The sequence below is a fragment of the Deltaproteobacteria bacterium genome, assembly GCA_019309545.1.
Taxonomy (GTDB): Bacteria; Desulfobacterota; Desulfobaccia; order Desulfobaccales; family Desulfobaccaceae; genus Desulfobacca_B.
Map to the genome: position 1 here is coordinate 1 of JAFDGA010000013.1, position 17,889 is coordinate 17,889.

Below are 17,889 nucleotides of genomic sequence, written 5' to 3' on the forward strand. Positions count from 1 at the left end.
ATAGTCCAGGAGGTGAACTTCCTCATCACCAGAAGAGGATTTATTTACCACGTCGTCCATTTATACCGGTTTTGGATGATTGAGAAGAAATGTCGCGTTATCAGGCAGAGCTTGATTATCCGCCTCCCTAACACGAATTTTAATTATCATTTGTGGCTTTGGGTTTGTCAAGTTTATTCCAAAACAATTATGGATTCCGCATATTTCAGACCCTGGGTAGCTTGGGGAAACCCCTGAAATATGATTAACCCTATAATAATATTACAAAAATGTATTTCCCTTGCCCAGCTCCTGAATTGGTGTTTAGTAAGTCGATGATATTACCTTAAATAATTGCCATCGGAGATCATCTTTGGTTCATATCCCAAAGGAGGCAGAAGACCACCTGGGACCATGATTTTGACCTGCTGGAGGATCGGCCAAGGGCCGTGGAGGAATCCTGGGCCGGCGATCCGGAAAAGCGGCGCAGTGCCTTGTGGCAGCAGGTCCTTTACCCTACCTCCGCCGCGCCCGCCGGTTAGGAGGGCGGTGATCAGGTCCTGATCTCGGACGCGGGTGAAGAAAGGCAACCAGCCCACTATGGAAGTAATGTAATAGTATTATGGCGTTCCCAAGTACAACTTGGGAACGAGGGGTAAGGGCCGCCAACCTTCATCAACTGCACCGCGAAAACCCGCACGCCCGGCAGACGATGCAGCCGCCTTCGCGTTCCACCGCGCCGCCGCAGTCCGGGCAGGAGCCCATAGTAACCTCGGTTTCGGTGATCTCCACCTGGGCCTCGGCGGCCAACACCTGGGCGATGGCGTCCGGGCAGGACAGCACCTGGCGGCCGTTCTGCCAGATGGGGTTGGGGCAGCGGATGCCCGAGATCTGCTTGATGATCGACTCCACCTTGACTCCGGAACGCAGGGCCAGCGAAATCAACCGGCCGGTGGATTCGATCTGCGAGGAGGCACAGCCGCCGGTCTTGCCCATCTGGGCGAAGACCTCGCAAAAACCCACCTCATCCCGGTTGACGGTGACGTAGAGTTTGCCGCAGCCGGTATTGATCAGTTGGGTGACCCCCATGGTGCGGGTGGGCCGTGGTCGCGGCGCGATGTAGCGCTCTTCCGGGGCCTTCTGGGCGCCGAAGCTCAGCACCTGCTCTGGACGGCTGCCGTCCCGGTAGATGGTCACCCCCTTGAGCCCCAGTTCATGGGCCATGACATAGACCTGGCGCACATCTTCGGCCGCGGCGCTCTGGGGGAAATTGACCGTCTTCGACACCGCGTTGTCGGTATATTTCTGGAAGGCGGCCTGGATGCGGATATGCCATTGCGGCGAGACGTCGTGGGCGGTGACAAACAGCCGCCGGATGTCCTTGGGTATCTCTTTGATGTCGCGGATGGTGCCCTGCTGGGCGATCTGCTTCATCAGTTCCGGGCTGTAAAAGCCCCGGCGCCGGGCCACTTCCTCAAAATAGGGGTGTACTTCCACCAGTTCAGCGCCGTCCAGCACCCGCCGCACAAAGGAAATGGCAAACAAGGGCTCAACGCCGCTGGAACAGCCGGCAATGATGCTGATGGTGCCGGTGGGGGCCACGGTGGTGGTGGTGGCATGGCGCATCTGGCCGTGACCATTGCCGTCATAAATTGAGCCCGGGAAATTCGGGAAATTGCCCCGGCGGGCGGCCAACTCGGCCGACGCGGCCCTGGATTCGGCCTGAATAAAGCCCATAACCTCTTCAGCGGTCTGCACCGCCTCTTCGGAGTTATAGGGAATGCCCAGCCTGACCAACAGATCGGCAAAGCCCATCACCCCCAGGCCGATCTTGCGGTTTTGCAGGGTGCGCTCGCCGATGACCGGCAGCGGGAAGTTATTGGCATCAATGACGTTATCCAGGAAGTGCACCGCGGTCCACACCAGTTCCTTCAGGCGGGCATAATCAATGCTGCCGGCCGCGGCCACATGGGCAAGATTAAGGGACCCCAGGTTGCAGGACTCATAAGGCAGCAGCGGCTGTTCGCCGCAAGGATTGGTGGCCTCGATGTCGCCGACGTGGGGGATGGTGTTGCCCCGGTTGATGGCATCCAGGAAAATCACCCCGGGCTCACCGGTGGCCCAGGCACTCTGGACGATCATGTCGAACAGGACCGCGGCGTTGACCTTTTTGACCACGACACCGGTACGGGGGTTGACCAGGGGAAATTCCGTACCGTGCGCCACGGCAGTCATAAAGGCGTCGGTCAGGGCCACCGAAATATTGAAATTATTCAACCGGTCCAGCTTGTTCTTGCAGGTGATAAATTTTTCGATGTCAGGATGATCGACCCGCAGGATGCCCATATTGGCCCCCCGCCGGGTGCCGCCCTGCTTGATGGTTTCGGTGGCCACATCAAAGATATTCATGAAAGAAATCGGCCCCGAGGCCACCCCCTTGGTGGACAGCACCGGGTCGTTTTCGGGGCGGATGCGGGAAAAGGAGAAGCCGGTGCCGCCGCCGCTCTTGTGGATCAGAGCGGTATGTTTAATGGCCTCGAAGATGCTGTCGATGGAATCCTCGACCGGCAGCACGAAACAGGCCGACAACTGCCCCAATTCCCGCCCGGCGTTCATCAGGGTGGGGGAATTGGGCATAAAGGCCAGGGAGGCCATCAAGTCGTAGAACTTACGGCTAGTGGCGGCCACATCGGCCTCCGGGTCATAGAGGCGGTCTACCTGGGCGATGGTCCCGGCCACCCGCTCGAACATATCGGTCGCGGCCTCGCAGACTTCGCCCTGGTTGTCTTTTTTGAGATAGCGTTTCTTGAGTACCACCAGAGCATTGGAGCTTAAAGGTAGGTCCCCACCGATTTCCCTATCGATTGCCGTGCTGATCATTGCCGCCTCCTCCGTTTTAGGTCAAAACTGTGCGCCTTTTCTAACCTCTTTAAAATACTATATATTGTATTTTAGGAGATATTAACCTACTATATATCCATTGTCAAGAAAATTTTTGCCGGTATCCGACTTTTTCCGAAAACCTCGATGGCGGCTGGCAAGATGATTCGACCGGCAAAACCGGAGCAGTTAAAATGGCTTTTTAAGTGGAGGGGGGATGGCAAAATTTGAAAAGCCATCGCCAGGGAGATCCACTGGATTGCAGCGGCGCAGATTTTAAGAGTGGGGGCCCGGACCATCCGCGGCAGGCGGGCAGCCTATCAGGAGCACGAGGCAGCGCTTAAGACCTTACTCTTCCAGATCCCGTTTGAAAAAACTTTGGATCGGAGCCTGGCTTAGTGAATCGCGGCGTTCCTCGAGCCAGTATTCCTGGTCAATCTGGGTCCCCTCGGCAACCGATATCTCGTCATCGTATTCGGGGCTCCGGCTTTCTTGGGCATATCTGCCTACTGGGAGATCAGGGAAATCCTCTACGGGCTGATTTTTTAAGGCTTCTCGCATAAAAGCAATAAATATCGGGGCCGCGGCCTGGGAGCCGGTCTCTCGGCTTCCCAGTGGTTGTTCGTTATCCATTCCCACCCAGACCCCGGCAGTAGACAAGGGAGTAAATCCGATAAACCAGGCATCCCGGCAACGATTTGTAGTCCCGGTTTTGCCGCCAATAGGCCGCTTCAAGACCTTTACCCGTTGGCCAGTGCCGCGTTGCACCACCCCGACCAACAATTCGGTCATGATCTGGGCGGTTCGGGGACTGATGGCCGGTTGCTTAAAAGGCCGGTGTTCCTCCAATATCCGGCCGTCCCGGTCCTCCACGCGTTCAATGAAAATTGGCCTGACCAGTTGACCCTGGTTGGGGAACACTGTATAGGCCCGGGTCAGTTCCATTAAAGTAACTTCGGAAGAGCCCAGAGCGGAAGAATAATTGGGATAGATTTCCGAGGTAATCCCCAGCTGCTGGGAAATTTTCATGAGCTGCGGCAGGCCAATACTGATCAGCAACCGAACGGTAGGGATATTGCGCGACCGGGCCAAAGCAGTGGCCAGGGGGGTGGGACCAAAAAATTTGCCATCGTAGTTCTTGGGCGTCCAGAGTTTTCCTGGCTTTCCGCCTGGTAAAGCAATCGGCGCGTCAAGAAGCATAGAATGGGGACCATATCCCTTTTCAATGGCGGCGGCATAAATAATCGGCTTAAAGGCCGAACCAGGCTGCCGCCGGGCCTGGATGGCCCGGTTAAAGGGACTGTCGCTGAAATCCTTGCCGCCCATCAGGACCCGGACCTTGCCGGTCTGATTTTCCAGGTAAACGAGGGCAGCCTGCGCCATGGGGTCCGGGTCCAGACATACCAGCCAGTTGGCACTGCCAGGTTCTCTAGTAATCAAGCGCACCTGGATGACATCCCCAATCCGTAAGCGATCCAGATACTTACTGGTCTTCTTGACCGGACACAGCTTGGCTTCAAGGGTATTACCGGTTACCACTAGGCCGTATTTATTCCCGAACCGGACCATGAGACCACGATCCCCATGACCGGTCTGAACAACCACTGCTGTCTGCAATCGGCCTTGCCGGGGAGGGTGCTTATGAAACTTTTGGTCCTGACGGGCCCAGAACGATTCACATTCTTGGGTGGTTAAATGCTTCAAGGGACCGCGGTAGCCATGGCGTTTAAAGAGGGCATCCAGACCTTGATCGATGGCTGCTTTGGCGGCGCGGTGCAGATCAACATCGGCAGGCGTGTAGACCTGAAAACCGGCCTGATAGAGGGGATCCCGACCATACTTGTTTTCCAGGTACTGGCGGACATACTCGGCATAATAACCGGTTTCCTCACAACGGTTGTGGCGCAAGGATTTCAAGATAAGCGCTTGATTCAAGGCCTGCCGGCTCTCATCGGGTCGGATAAACCCGGCTTCCACCATGCGGTTCAACACATATATCTGGCGTTCCTTGGCGCGGAATGGATTAAGATAGGGGGAATAGCGGCTGGGGGCCTTGGGAAGTCCGGCCAGCATAGCGCATTCCGCCAAGTTCAAATCTTCCACATGTTTGCCGAAATACTCCTGGGCCGCGGCCTCTACTCCATAAGCCCCATGTCCCAGATAGATGTGATTGAGATAAAGGGTTAAGATCTGCTCTTTAGTCAAGTAATTGTCGATGCGGTAGGCCAGAATCGCTTCCCGGATCTTCCGGGAATAGCTTTTTTCCGGGGTCAGCAGGATACTTTTGACAATCTGTTGGGTTATCGTGCTGCCCCCTTGGACAATCTCACCGGCCTGCAGATTGCGGATAAAGGCCCGCACAATACCAAAAAAATCGACCCCTGGATGCTCAAAGAAGCGGGCGTCTTCCGCGGCCACAAAGGCGGCCACCAGGTGCCAGGGAAGCCTGGAGTAAGGAACCTCGATCCGTCTTTCCGCATAAAATTCCCCGATTACCCGGCCATCTCGGGCATAAACCCGGGTGATCAGATGGGGGCGGAAATCCCGAATGGCAGTATAATCCGGTAAATCTTTGGAAAAGTGGTAATAGACATAGCCCGCCAATCCTGCCGCGCCTAGCACTACCACCAGAAAAAAGCTTAAGAAAATCCAGCCCAGGATGCGGCCCCGACGGCGGCGGCGCTCATAGGCCCTCAGCCTGGTAGTCTTAGTATCGTATTTGCGCTTAGAAAATATACTCATAATTACACCAATTGGCGATCCAGGCTGCGATACTGGATCGCTTCGGCAATATGTGGAAGTTTCAAGTGCTCTTCACCCTCCAAGTCGGCAATGGTGCGAGAGATCTTCAGAATGCGATTGTAGGCCCGGGCCGACAACCCTAAACGTTCCATAGCCGTTTCCAACAGGCGTTGGGCCTCGCTACTGAGGACACAGAATTGTTTCAGATAGCGGGGCGGCATCTGGGCGTTGCAGTAATACCGGCTGCGGGCCAAACGGTGACCCTGAATCCTCCTGGCCGCCATCACCTGGTCCCGGAGATACTTGGAACTCTCCCCATCGGCGGGGGCGGCTAATTCCTGATAGCGGACCGCGGGCACGGCCAACTGAATATCAATGCGATCCAAAAGCGGCCCCGAGATCCGGGCCTGGTAGGCCTGAATCTGGCGCGGTGTACAGGTGCAGGCCCGCTTCGGATCGCCCAGAAAGCCACAAGGGCAAGGGTTCATGGCGGCTACCAGCATGAATCGGGCCGGATAGCTCAGGGAAGCGGTAGCCCGAGACAGTGTGACCTGACCCTCTTCCAAAGGCTGCCGCAATACTTCTAATACCTGACGCTTAAATTCCGGCAATTCATCCAGGAACAGGACGCCGTTATGGGCTAGGCTGACTTCCCCGGGTCTGGGAATCCGGCCGCCGCCAATCAGCCCGGCGTCCGAGATGGTATGGTGCGGGGGGCGAAAAGGTCGGTTAGTCATCAATGGTTGATTCGGAGGCAACTGTCCCACAATGCTGTAAATTTTTGAGGTCTCCAGGGCCTCTTCAAAGCTTAACGGCGGCAGGATGGTGGGCAGACGCCGGGCCAGCATGGTCTTGCCGGCTCCGGGCGGCCCCACCATGATAACATTGTGGCCCCCGGCCGCGGCAATGACCAGGGCCCGCTTGGCCTGCTCCTGGCCTTTGACCTCGCGGAAGTCCACATCATCCCCCGGTTCCAGAGATTGCAGGGCGGGGGCGGGAGCTGGAGTTAACTCCTTACGGCCCTGCAAAAATTCGACCACCTCCGACAGGGTTTCGGTGGGATAGACCGCGGTATCCTGGACCACCGCGGCTTCAGCGGCATTCTCCCGGGGGACGATCAACCCGGCCCGGCCGTCCTGACGGGAGGCCAGGGCCATGGACAGCACCCCCCGGGTCGGCTTCAGTCGCCCATCCAGAGAAAGCTCCCCAATAATCAAATAATTATCCAGATTTTCAGGCGGGACTATCCCCTGCGCGGCCAGCAGGCCGACGGCTACCGGCAGATCAAAGCCGGTGCCTTCCTTGCGGACATCAGCCGGGGCCAGATTGATGGTCACCCGGTTCATGGGAAACTGATACCCAGAGTTTTTGAGTGCGGCTTTGACCCGATCTTTGCTCTCTTTGACTGCCGCTTCCGGCAACCCCACGGTAGTAAAGGCCGGCAGGCCCGGCGCAATATCCACCTCCACCTCGACAATGTAGGCATCCACGCCCCGTAAGGCACCGCTTTTGACCCGGGCTAACATGGCTAAGTTATTTGGCCCCGCAAGTCGCGTGGTATTTTAAATTAATAAAAGATTAACTCCATATGGGAGTTTATTATTGGCCCAAACCAGCCAATTTTTTCAATTCCATTTTTTCCGCGGTGTCTTTGAGAACCTGGGTATCGTCAATGCCCTGGCCTTCCAGGGTGACAATAAAGCGGTTGTCCACCATAATGGTCAGTTGACCCTCTTTATCTTTGTATTTGTAGTTCTCCACCGCTTGAAACCCCTGGACTTCGATAGTTTTGGTAGATTCCTCAGTGGATTCGATTTCTATTTTATGCATAAAACCCATTCCCATCGCGGCCATGGGCCCAAAACTGCTATCAATCACCGTAACTATTAAGGATTTATCCCCCGATTTATATTCTGCCTTGGCCTGGCTCATCATCATAGGGGCACTTTTCACCGTCCTCCCTTCCGGCTCTCCCACCATTTCCCAGCCAGGTAGATCGATTTTCACAAAGGGCAATAATTGTTTAAAATTTACCGGTTCTTTGGGGGCTGGGGCTTGACTCCGACCCGAAACTACCCCGAAAACCAGAATGGCGCTTAGGACCATCAGACTTCTAACCATCATGCGTTGCATTTACTACCTCCGGTTTCGCTATATTTGAACTTCTTACTGCAGCTTAACACACCTTTGATACGCCGCTACCGATTGAACCACCCAAGCAGAATACCGCCTGGCAGAGCCTCCCAGCCATTAATTTAATGAAGATTAGGTCGGAAAGTATCGGCTATGCTCAATCTTGATACATTTATTCATCACCACCTGCAACCCCGCCTCCTGGGCCTTCCGTGCCGAGGTGTTCTCGGCAAGGCCCAGTTGCATCCACACTACCTTGGCACCGATGGCGATAGCCTCATCAACGATGGCCGGGATGGCGTCGATTTTCCGAAAAATGTCGACGATATCCACCGGAAACGGGATGTCCCGGAGACTGGCATAACACTTCTGGCCCAATATCTGGTCGCACTTGGGATTGACCGGTACTATCCCATAACCCCGTTCCAGTAGGTACTTGGCTACCCGGTGACTATCCTTGTCAGGGTCGGTTGAAAGCCCGACCACGGCGATGGTTTGATTATCTTTCAGAATCGCCTTGACTTCTTCATCCATCGGATTGAATTCCGGGAGTTGACATTCAATTTCCGCCATTTTTCTCTCCCATGATAGACCGGTTGATTTTTCCGGCCTGGCAGTTCTCTCCGTCAGATTATTAGTTGATAAGTATAAATTATATATCTTATTGCCAGGATTAGCAATTTGATTCCACAATTATGCCATCCCTAATAGTATAATAAGACACTTGGGTCTCACCCTGGAAGTAGTCCTGATGCGCTTTTTGAATAAGCTCTTTAAATTGTGGGTGGCAGGAAAAAAACAATACCTGGTGCTCCTTTGAGAATTCCAGCATAACTCGAGCCGCCCCCTGCTGACGGTGGGGGTCGAACTTCACCAGCACGTCGTCCAGAATAACCGGCAAGGGTTCGCTGTGGCGGCCAAACTCCCGGGCCAGCCCCAGGCGGAGGGCCAGATAAACCTGGTCGGCCAGCCCACTGCTCCAGTTGAGCGGTTCCTTGCGACCCAGATTTTCATCTTCCAGTCTGAGGCTGCCTTGATCAGCCGAGGACACCAGCCGATAGCGCTTCCCAGTCATGGTACCCAGAAACCGACCGGCTTCCTGAATCACCTGCGGTTGCCGCTCCCGCTCGTAAATGCACCGCGCCTGCTCCAGTAGATAGTTACAGATCACCAGCGTCCCCCACCGGCGGGTGGCGTCGGCCAACTGTTCTTGGCGGCAGCGTTGCTCCCAGAGCAATTTACCCAGTTCCTCATTCCGGGCCATGTCTAAGAGAGATTTATCAAGTCCCCCAACCTCCTGCTGGGCCTTGGCCAATGATTCTTCCAATTCTTCTATCTGGTTCTCCAGTTGCTCTTTTTCCGCTTCTAGCTGTAAAGAATCGGTGCGGGCCAGTTCTTTTTCCAGACTGCACTGAGCTTGGGGGCTACCGGCGATGGTACGTAAGGCAATCTCGCTGTCCTCGATCTCCCGGCTGGCCGCGCGCCATTTATCATAATCAGTGGCCAAGCGCCGAAACTCATCTTCATCGGCGGCGTGGGCCTGCTTTAGCAAGGTCTTTAGTTGATCTTCTTTTTCTTGTAACTGATTGGCCAACCGGGTTCCCTCCATTCGGACCGCGGCCAGCTGATGATCAAGTGCCTGCCGTTGTTGTTCGTTTTTCAGGGCCGCTTCCAAAGCCCGGCGCAGAGCCTCCAGGTCCTCCACCCCGATTTCGGCGGCCAGCGGCGTCCGGCCACAAGCCGCGATTACGGTGCCAATCCGCTGGCGGGCGTCAGAGATATAATTTTTTATCTGGGTCAGGCGTTGGCGATACTCCTGCACCGCGCGCTCGGCAACCCGGGCGCTTTCTACTGCCTGCAACACCGCGTCAAAGCCTTCGGGACGCACCGTGACCGCAAGCCGGCGCTGGGCCAGCCAGTTTTGCCACTCCGATTGCCGCCGCTGCATCTCCTGGGAGGCCTTTTGGGTCTGTTGCTCGGCTTCCCGTAGTTTTTCCACCTTCTCCTGCCAATGCCGCTGGGCTTCTTGGTAGTGCCGATGCCGGTCCTGCCACTCCCGCCAATCGGCGGCAGCCTCTTCCAGCTGGCTGGCCCGAAGTTCCAGTTGAGTTGAATCAGGGGGCTGCTCGAATCCAGCCGCTTTGGCCCACTCCTGTAGATCAGCATCAAGGCTTTCCAGTTGGGCGTCGAGTTCCTGGCTTTCCGCTTCCAGGGACCTCAGGGTTTGCTCCACCTGCTCCAGATCGGCTTGCAGCATGGCGACCCGGTGGCGCTCCGCCTTTAGCTGGCGATAGCGGAGGACAAAAAGCAGCGCACTCAAGCCTATCCCGGCCAGAGAGGCAATGATCGCCGGGAGATAATCATGTTGAAAAATTAGCCAGCCAGCCAGCCCCAGCCCGGCCAAGCAGACCAGTATCAGCAGCCACCAGGGCAAAATGACCCCGCCGGCCTCTATCTGCCTTTGCAACGCTTCCCGGCGACCGTAATGATCTTGCCGGGAGGCGAGCCGGTCCTTAAACTGATTGGTAGCCAACTCTCGCTGCTGTAAAAGGGGCCGCAGCAGCCGCACCGCCTGTTGTTGTTGCTGCCATTGCGCCTCGTCCAGGCGCGGCAGGGGAAGCTCGTTAAGCCATGCCTGGGCCTCCTCCGTCAGTCTCCGGGCCTCGGCCTCAGCTTCGGCGCGGCCCTGATAGTGGGCCTGTTGCTGTTCATAGCGTCGCTCTACGGCGGCCAAGGAGCGGCCCAACTCTTGCGCCTGCTGGCGGACCTGGACGGAGGTGTCCAACCGGGCTATCCGGGCCGAGTCCCAGTCGGGTCCCAAATCCTGTAAACGCCGGTGCAATTCCGCCTCAGCCTGTTCGGTCGCACTCTTAACTAAAGGATAGTCTTTGAGAGCCGCGGCCAGCTTTTCCCGTTCGCCCAGCAAGGCTTCGATGTCTGGTTGGTGGCTCAGGACCCCCAGGTCCAGGGAAAGTCGCAGCTTTTCTTCCTGCAGCAGCGCGGCTTGATCTTCGCTGGCTTTTTGATTTTGTTTAACATGGTCGATTTCCGTCTTTAGATCATCAAAGCGCTTCAATCCATCCGGAGGGAAATTTTCGGCAAATTTCAGGCTTGCGGCCTTTTCGCGGGCCAGACCCAGACGCACCCAGGAGGGTCGGGCCTGTTCCAGTTGCTCCAGGCGCTTTAAGTCTTGGTGGAGATTCTGCAGCTGCTGCCGGTTTTCCCGGATCTGCTGCTGCAATTGGGCCTTTCTCTCCTGGGCACGGGCATATGCCGTGGATAATTCCTGGAGACCAGCAATTTGAGTCCTGGTCTGATTAATCTGGTGGACTAACTGATTGATCAGCGGTTTGCGACCGGTTTTCCTCAGCAGGGCTTTGAGCTCCTTGTCAAGGGTCTGGACCGCAGAAGGCAATGACTCCGCCCCCAGCCCGGCGCCGGCGGCAAACAGACGACGGCGCACCCCGTCTTCGGAAAGAACTTCCAGACGCTGCAATTCGGTCAATCCGATGGCAAAGACGTGCTCAAAGGTTTGCCGGTCTAAACCACCCAGGAAACGCTCAGCCAGGTCCGCCTTTTCAATGGTTCCGCCATCCATGCTGATGGTCGCCTGGCGGCCAATTCGCTCAATCACCAGCCGTCGGCAGTCCTGCGTAACTAGTTGTAATCGGCCACCATGATTGCCCCCTCGCTGTGGTTTATAATCGTTGCGTTTGGCTCGAGGCGGCGGGAAGTCGAACAGCATGGTGCGGATGAACTCCATCAGGGTGGTTTTGCCGCACTCATTATCTCCCAAAAACAGGACCAGACCAGGGGGGAAAGGGCGAATGCCTTGATTGTGGTAAATGCCAAAACCATCAATATAAAAGCCGCTAATCTGCATCAGCTACTCTTCATCTTTCAGCAACAGGTCCAATCCCAGGGTTTCAGCATCGCTTAGCATGGCCAGCAGTTCTGCCTTCGTGAGTTTCTTGAGATACCGGGCAATAGGGTAGTGCTCCGTTTTTTGAGTAAGCAAATCATGGATGAGGGCCGCCGGCTGTGGCTCTTGGCGGATGGCTTCCGCGGCCCGCAAAAAATCCCCAACAAAATCCTGCACCTGACGCCTAAGGTCGATATCCAGTGGCGGCCGCGTCCGGGTCTGCACCGATTCTACCCAGACGAAATCGGGACGCTCGGTCTCTCCTTCCCGTAGGGGCAGGGCCAGATCCCGCTCCGGGTTTATCTGTCGGAGCTGGCCATGCAGACCGCTTCTGCCAACCAATTGCAGGCGCAGGATAGCGCCGCGGCCCTCAGCTTGGGTACGGATATTTTCTAATATGACGGCCAGGCGGTCCTGCAGATCATCGAAGGTATAGAGGTCGGCAATATCGACTTCCTGGCTGAACCACCGCACTATATCGGTGGCGACAAATTCCGGATGCGGGCGCTGATAAGCATCCACCCGCACCAGGTAGCAGCCGCGGCGGCCCAATTCCCGGACACTGCGCCCCTGGGTGTTGCCGGGATAGATGATACAGGGGCCGGAGTCTCTTAATATTTTCTGATTATGAATATGTCCCAAGGCCCAGTAATCCATCCGGGCGTTAATCAGATCTTCCAGACTGCAAGGGGCATAATTATCGTGGCTGGGATCGCCTCCGACATTGCAATGCAAGACGCCGATATGGAAGAGGTCGTCATCCTGGCGCTGAAACTGCGGAACCAAATTTTGCCGCACTTCCCGGATCGGGTAGCTGATGCCACAGACACAGGCCAGCGGCTCGTTCTTCCGTCTGACGGTGATCTGCTCTACCCCCTCACCGCCGAACCGATGAACCCCGGACGGCATCTTCAGCCCGGCTTCCCAGCCGGCCAGCGGGTCGTGATTGCCGTGGGCCACAAAGCACTCTACACCCGCCTCGGTAGCGCGGCGCAGGGCGTCCCGAAAGCGTAACTGGGCCCAGAGGCTGCGGTCGGCACTGTCATAAACATCACCGGCGATGATAATGAAGTCGACGCCTTCGCCAATCGCCAAGTCGATTACTTTATCAAAGGCTTTAAAAGTGGCATCCCGGAGGGTGGCCGCCAGAGCCGGTTCCAGGGCATGAATGCCCTCAAAGGGGCTGTCCAGGTGTAAATCGGCGCAGTGAACAAAACTAAACCGGCGGGAGTCGGTCATGATTATCGGTAGTTATGACCCGAGCACAAAACAGCTTGATTTTTTCAAAAAATCGCCAGATGTGTAAGGAAATAAACGAATCCGGCTTCCAGTCCGTACCCACCACTGCCGGCAGACCGGGACGCTGGAACAGGGCTTTTAGTCCCAGTCGCCTGCTCAAAATTATCCAGTTATTGACCAGAATAAAGGTTAGACCTTCGGTTATGATGCTGATATCTTTAACTCAATATTCTAAAAGCCTGCCGGCGCAGGCGGCGAAATTCCGCCTCCACTTCCAGGAGATTTTTATCATGAATTGCCCGTCGGATGGTGTTGATCATGTCGTCGAAGTTGAAAGGTTTGAGAACGAAAACCGTATCTGTCAGGTGATAGGTGTCAATCATCAGTTGTCGATGCCGGACCATACAGATGGTTCGCAGATGAGGGGACTGCTGGACAGTGTTTTCAAACAATTTCCTGCTTTCGGGCAGATGGAGGTCGGTGATGAGCAGGTCAAAGACATGGTTTTCCAAGGCTTTCAAAGCCTCTTCAACGCTTTCGACCAGTTCGAAATCACATCCCAGCAGTTTAATGATATTGGCTAAAAACTCTCGGGTCGTGCCATCCTGATCGACCACCAGGATGCGTTCTCGTTTACTTTTAACCTGACCGCCAAACATCTTGATATTTCTCCTGGACCGATTTGAGTAGGGGAAGTAATCCTAAACACTTTTATTATATTAATCTAGTTTGCCCTTGAAAGGCAACTATTTAGTTATCCCGGGCTGCCTGGTTTATAGTTGGAAAAAGGTCTGGACTTCGGTAGTATACTGTCCGCCCTCGTCGTAAATGATCAAAGGCGGCAAGACCTGCAATTCCTCGCCCCCATGTTTGCGGGCTTCGACCCACGCCAAGCAGGCGGGTTCCTGGGCCCGGGAGTGTACCAGACGCCAGGTTTTGGGTTCCAGGCCGTGAGTTCTGAGAGTTTCGCATAATGATACCAGACGCCAGGCCGGGTAGATCAAATAAAGTCGTCCGCCATGCGGCAGCAGGTAATAGGCGGTCTGGGCCACGGTGCGCAGGGACCCGAACAGTTCATGTCGGGCAATGGCCTTTTCGGTGGCCGGATTCAAGCGGCCGGCCTCCAGCGGGCGGTAAGGCGGGTTACTTACCACCACATCAAAGGCCCCAGGCGGGAAATGCTGGGGCAAGTCTTTCATATCGGCCGGGATTATCTGCACCCGATCGGCCAGTCCATTGAGACGCACGTTGTTCTTTGCCAACCGGGCCAAGGTGGCTTGGAATTCCACCCCGGTCAGGGAACAGTCAGGGTATCGATTGGCCAGCAATAACAGGATAATGCCGCAGCCGGTTCCCAGATCGATGACTCGTTCCCCGGCCCGGATGGCAGACAAAGCCCCTAACAGCACCGCGTCCAAGGAAAAGCGATAGCCCTGCTTTGGCTGTAATAGCCACAGTCGTCCCTGAGCAAAGGGTTCCAGGGTTTCATCCAGTCCTGGAGTCCAATCCGGTGGCGCCCTCAGAGTCCAACTTCCTCCTGAGGATTTATAGGATGCATCACCAGCCCGGCCAGGATTTTGGGATAGAAATAGGTGGATTTGCGGGGCATGATCAACCCGGCGGCGGCTACTTCCTGGACCTGCTCGATGCGCGTTGGATTTAACAGAAAAGCCAGGCCAGCCCGGCCGCAGGCTACCGCCCCCAAGGCTTCGGCGGCGGTACTGGCATACTTGAAAGTCTCTTCGTCATCCTGCTCCTGACGGCTAAGGCCCATGATTTTCTCAAAAATCAGGTAATTTAAGGCCATAACATCCAGTTTGGCCAGGGCTGGAGGAACCTGGGCCGCCAGGGGACCGTTCATGATTCCTGGCTTCAGTCGGAGGAGCCACAACCTTGATCCCGGTGCTGCCAGCCCTAAAACTGCGCCGGTCTGTTCAGCCTCAGCCAGAGCCGCGGTAAATTTGGGCCCATCGCTGGATGGCTCTCCGATTGCGGCAGTGAAGGGCTGCAAATCAAAATATTCCGGCAGCCGGGTCAACAACTCCGACTCCTCGAATCTGGTCAGCCGCAGGGTGTCCACCAGGCGATGGGCCGGCAGAATGACCAGATTATCGTCCAACAGGTTGCTCAGATACATGAGGACGTAGTTGAAAGAAGCCCGGGGCGAGGCCTGGGGGAATTGCGGTCGCAGCCAGGCCTGATAGGCCAGGGCAGTTTCATAACGATGGTGGCCGTCGGCGATATATAGGGTTAAATCGGCCATTAATTTAGCCGTGTCCCGCAACAGCTGTGGCTCTGTTACTCGATAAAAACGCTGGCGAAAACCGTCCAGATCCTCAAAGTCGAAGAGCGGAGTGGCGGGCAGTCCAGCCCTCAGCGTGGTCAGAACCCGGTCGGTGGCATCAGAATAGAGAGCAAAGATCGGGGAAAAATGCGCCCGGCAATGCTGCATGAGCTGGAAACGATCATTTTTGGTAGCCGAAAAGGTCTTTTCATGGGGTCGCACCATGCCGCTTTCAAACGGCTCCAGACGCACCAAGCCCACCACTCCGCCCCGGGTCAGGCGGCGGCCTTGATATTCAAAGGTAGTCTCCCAGTAATAAAAGGCCGGCTGAGGATCGCGACTCAAAATGCCGTTCTGTTGCCAGGAAGTGAAATCGCGCGCCGCCCGTATATAGCGATTTTCCTCGGTGCTGTCCCCGGGCTGCTGGCGGGGCAAAATAAGCCGTACCATATTATAGGGGTGCTGCTCATAAAATAACGACTGTTGGGTAGGAGAGATAACGTCGTAAGGGGGAGTGACAACTTGCTTAAGATCAGGAACCTTAGTTAAGTTATAATGGAGCCCACGCAGCGGGGCCATTTCTACCATGCGTTTGTATCCTTTGCAAAAATTTCCTAAGTTTATGGAAATTTATCATGAATTAAAAAAGCGTCAACCTATTATTGGGCTAAACTTTTCATGTGTTAAGGGAACAAGGGCAGCGCCGCTTCTTTCTAAAAAATCTTATAAACCTTACCTCAGAGACAACTTAAAATTTGTCTGGCTGACCCAAATCACCGATCCGCTTGCACTAATATAAGGGTAATGGTAAGATATCTTTAAAAATACTTTTTAGACCGGGCAGGCAAGATAAGATGACGCCATTTTTCCGCTTAACCCAGATCCGCATGCGGACTCTGATCTTGGGCATTATCATTACCGCCCTGGTGATATCTTCGGCTTTTTTCTTTCTCGGACAGCGGATCCGGCAACGGGTAGAAACCCTGGTTACCGAGCAATTCAATCAACAGCAACTGACGCTGGCCCGGAAAATCGCTGATAGCATCGAATTCTATTTTGACTATCTGGAAGCCGAAATGCTCAGTTATTCTCACTTTTCTACGACGGAAAGGCACTCCTTGGATCTGCTTCGGGAGTATCTCAAGCAGCATTTCAGTCATCTGCAGACTTTTGGCATCCTCGAGGTGCGAAAATACGACGCCAACGGCCAGTTGGAGTACTGTTTCGGCCAATCACTGCCTTGCCAGTCGGTGGAGACCCGCAAGTTGAATCCTAGGTACCACAATTGGCTCCAGAATCCCAAGCATCACGGCATGCTTTACCTGACCACCACCTTTCTCTGGCCTGAGCCGCCCTGGAAAGGTCGCAAAGTGATGGCCATGTTAAGCCCCCTATATTTATATCAGGGCCGGACCGCTTCTCCGGAAGCTCACGAGAGCCAAAAGGAGCGCTTTGCCGGCTGCCTCGAGCTGATCTTTGATCCTTATTATATCTGCCGGGAGGCTACCAAGGATGTGCGGTCCGGCCAGACCGGCTACACCTGGATTATTGATGCCGATGAGACTGTGCTAGCTCATTATGAAACGGAATTTTTGGGAAAAGATGCCATCCGGGTGAGACAGTCGCGGGCTCCACAATTATCCTTTGAGAGGCTGAAGAAAATCCAGAAAAAAATCCTCCAGGGAAAAGAAGGTATGGATTGGTACGAATCCGGCTGGCACCGCGAGCGGCTGGGGCGCATTAAGAAGCTGGTTGCCTTTGTCCCGGTTCGATTTGATCGGGGACTGATCAAAGGGGTGCTAACCGTCGAAAATCGGCAGCACAATCTCTGGGGAGTGGCGGTGGTCGCCCCGGTTGAGGAGGTCTATGGTCTGATCAGAAGCTTTCAGACCCAGGAGACTCTCCTGGGTGGGTTTTTCTTCCTGTTGATCCTGGCAATCAGCGGGGTGTTCATCGGGACAATCATAACCTGGAACAAAACCCTGACTAAGGAAGTAGAGCTAAAAACTGAAGCCTTAAAACAGAGTCATGAACGCCTGCTGCGTTCCGAGCGCTTCGCCGCGGTAGGGGAGGCCGCCGCTTATGTCAGCCATGAGATCAAAAATCCCCTCATGGTGATCGGAGGCTTTGCCCGCCAACTGGAGCGTAATCCCCAGCTCAAGGAGCGGGATCGGGAAAAAGTAAAAATAATCGGTGACGAAGTGGCCCGGCTGGAGACCTTTTTAGGCGACCTGAGAGATTTTACCCGCCCGGCGCCGCCTGCCAAACAAATGACCGATTTAAACGCCATTGTCCACGAAATTGAAGAAATGATGCGCGAGGCCGCCGATGAATGCGGGGTGCAACTAGTGACCTCTCTGAACCCGGATCTGCCTCCGGCCTTATTGGACCCTAATCAGATTAAACAGGTATTGATTAACCTGATTAAAAATGCCATCGAAGCCACCGAAGGAAAAGGCCATGTGGTGATTTCCACCAGGTTCCAGGAGGATCACCTCCACCTGTCGGTAAAGGATGACGGCAAAGGCATCCGGCCAGAAATTTTAAGGGATATCTTTAACCCGTTTTTTACCACCAAAGAGGCGGGGACGGGCTTGGGGTTGTCAGTAATCAACAAAATTGTCGAAGACCACCAGGGCACCATCACGGTGGAGAGCACCCTCGGCAAGGGAAGTACCTTCACGGTCATTTTGCCGTGTAACCCATGAGA

11 protein-coding genes are annotated in these 17,889 nt (G+C 55.1%); 1 reads left to right on the plus strand and 10 read right to left on the minus strand.

All coding sequences use genetic code 11. From position 1 onward, the window contains the following. Positions 1–654: 654 nt before the first annotated feature. The 10 genes from JRG72_05880 to JRG72_05925 all read right to left on the minus strand — a co-directional run bounded on the left by JRG72_05880 (position 655) and on the right by JRG72_05925 (position 15,767). On the minus strand, positions 655–2,859 hold the full coding sequence (locus JRG72_05880; protein ID MBW2134749.1) for a vitamin B12-dependent ribonucleotide reductase: 2,205 nt from the start codon (positions 2,857–2,859) through the stop codon (positions 655–657). A gap of 348 nt (positions 2,860–3,207) precedes the next feature. Continuing rightward, positions 3,208–5,601: a PBP1A family penicillin-binding protein gene (locus JRG72_05885; protein MBW2134750.1), complete on the minus strand. Its 2,394-nt coding sequence runs from the start codon at positions 5,599–5,601 to the stop codon at positions 3,208–3,210. A gap of 2 nt (positions 5,602–5,603) precedes the next feature. Next, positions 5,604–7,127 carry a YifB family Mg chelatase-like AAA ATPase gene (locus JRG72_05890; GenBank protein ID MBW2134751.1) on the minus strand — a complete coding sequence of 508 codons (1,524 nt, stop codon included), beginning with the start codon at positions 7,125–7,127 and terminating at the stop codon, positions 5,604–5,606. Between the two features lie 73 nt (positions 7,128–7,200). Further along, on the minus strand, positions 7,201–7,734 hold the full coding sequence (locus JRG72_05895; protein MBW2134752.1) for a hypothetical protein: 534 nt from the start codon (positions 7,732–7,734) through the stop codon (positions 7,201–7,203). A 132-nt stretch (positions 7,735–7,866) separates the two neighbouring features. Continuing rightward, on the minus strand, positions 7,867–8,298 hold the full coding sequence (locus tag JRG72_05900; GenBank protein ID MBW2134753.1) for a CoA-binding protein: 432 nt from the start codon (positions 8,296–8,298) through the stop codon (positions 7,867–7,869). A 109-nt stretch (positions 8,299–8,407) separates the two neighbouring features. Further along, positions 8,408–11,617, minus strand: coding sequence for an AAA family ATPase (locus tag JRG72_05905; GenBank protein ID MBW2134754.1), 3,210 nt, complete (start codon positions 11,615–11,617; stop codon positions 8,408–8,410). A gap of 3 nt (positions 11,618–11,620) precedes the next feature. Further along, positions 11,621–12,895: a DNA repair exonuclease gene (locus JRG72_05910; GenBank protein MBW2134755.1), complete on the minus strand. Its 1,275-nt coding sequence runs from the start codon at positions 12,893–12,895 to the stop codon at positions 11,621–11,623. Between the two features lie 218 nt (positions 12,896–13,113). Next, the gene (locus tag JRG72_05915) at positions 13,114–13,554 is read right to left on the minus strand and encodes a response regulator (protein ID MBW2134756.1); all 441 of its coding nucleotides are present in this window, start codon (positions 13,552–13,554) and stop codon (positions 13,114–13,116) included. A gap of 114 nt (positions 13,555–13,668) precedes the next feature. Continuing rightward, a complete protein-coding gene (locus JRG72_05920) occupies positions 13,669–14,313 on the minus strand; it encodes a methyltransferase (GenBank protein ID MBW2134757.1) in 645 nt (214 codons plus the stop codon). 101 nt (positions 14,314–14,414) lie between these two features. Beyond that, a complete protein-coding gene (locus JRG72_05925; GenBank protein MBW2134758.1) occupies positions 14,415–15,767 on the minus strand; it encodes a DUF1015 domain-containing protein in 1,353 nt (450 codons plus the stop codon). A 266-nt stretch (positions 15,768–16,033) separates the two neighbouring features. Here JRG72_05925 and JRG72_05930 point away from each other — a divergent pair, with 266 nt between their 5' ends. Then, the gene (locus JRG72_05930; GenBank protein MBW2134759.1) at positions 16,034–17,887 is read left to right on the plus strand and encodes an ATP-binding protein; all 1,854 of its coding nucleotides are present in this window, start codon (positions 16,034–16,036) and stop codon (positions 17,885–17,887) included. Positions 17,888–17,889: the final 2 nt, after the last annotated feature.

Bases quoted from the DNA above. Each gene is read 5' to 3' on its own strand.
- JRG72_05880 (MBW2134749.1), bottom strand. From the start codon at position 2,859: ATGATCAGCACGGCAATCGATAGGGAAATCGGTGGGGACCTACCTTTA.
- JRG72_05885 (MBW2134750.1), bottom strand. From the start codon at position 5,601: ATGAGTATATTTTCTAAGCGCAAATACGATACTAAGACTACCAGGCTG.
- JRG72_05890 (MBW2134751.1), bottom strand. From the start codon at position 7,127: ATGTTAGCCCGGGTCAAAAGCGGTGCCTTACGGGGCGTGGATGCCTAC.
- JRG72_05895 (MBW2134752.1), bottom strand. From the start codon at position 7,734: ATGCAACGCATGATGGTTAGAAGTCTGATGGTCCTAAGCGCCATTCTG.
- JRG72_05905 (MBW2134754.1), bottom strand. From the start codon at position 11,617: ATGCAGATTAGCGGCTTTTATATTGATGGTTTTGGCATTTACCACAAT.
- JRG72_05910 (MBW2134755.1), bottom strand. From the start codon at position 12,895: ATGACCGACTCCCGCCGGTTTAGTTTTGTTCACTGCGCCGATTTACAC.
- JRG72_05915 (MBW2134756.1), bottom strand. From the start codon at position 13,554: ATGTTTGGCGGTCAGGTTAAAAGTAAACGAGAACGCATCCTGGTGGTC.
- JRG72_05925 (MBW2134758.1), bottom strand. From the start codon at position 15,767: ATGGTAGAAATGGCCCCGCTGCGTGGGCTCCATTATAACTTAACTAAG.
- JRG72_05930 (MBW2134759.1), top strand. From the start codon at position 16,034: ATGACGCCATTTTTCCGCTTAACCCAGATCCGCATGCGGACTCTGATC.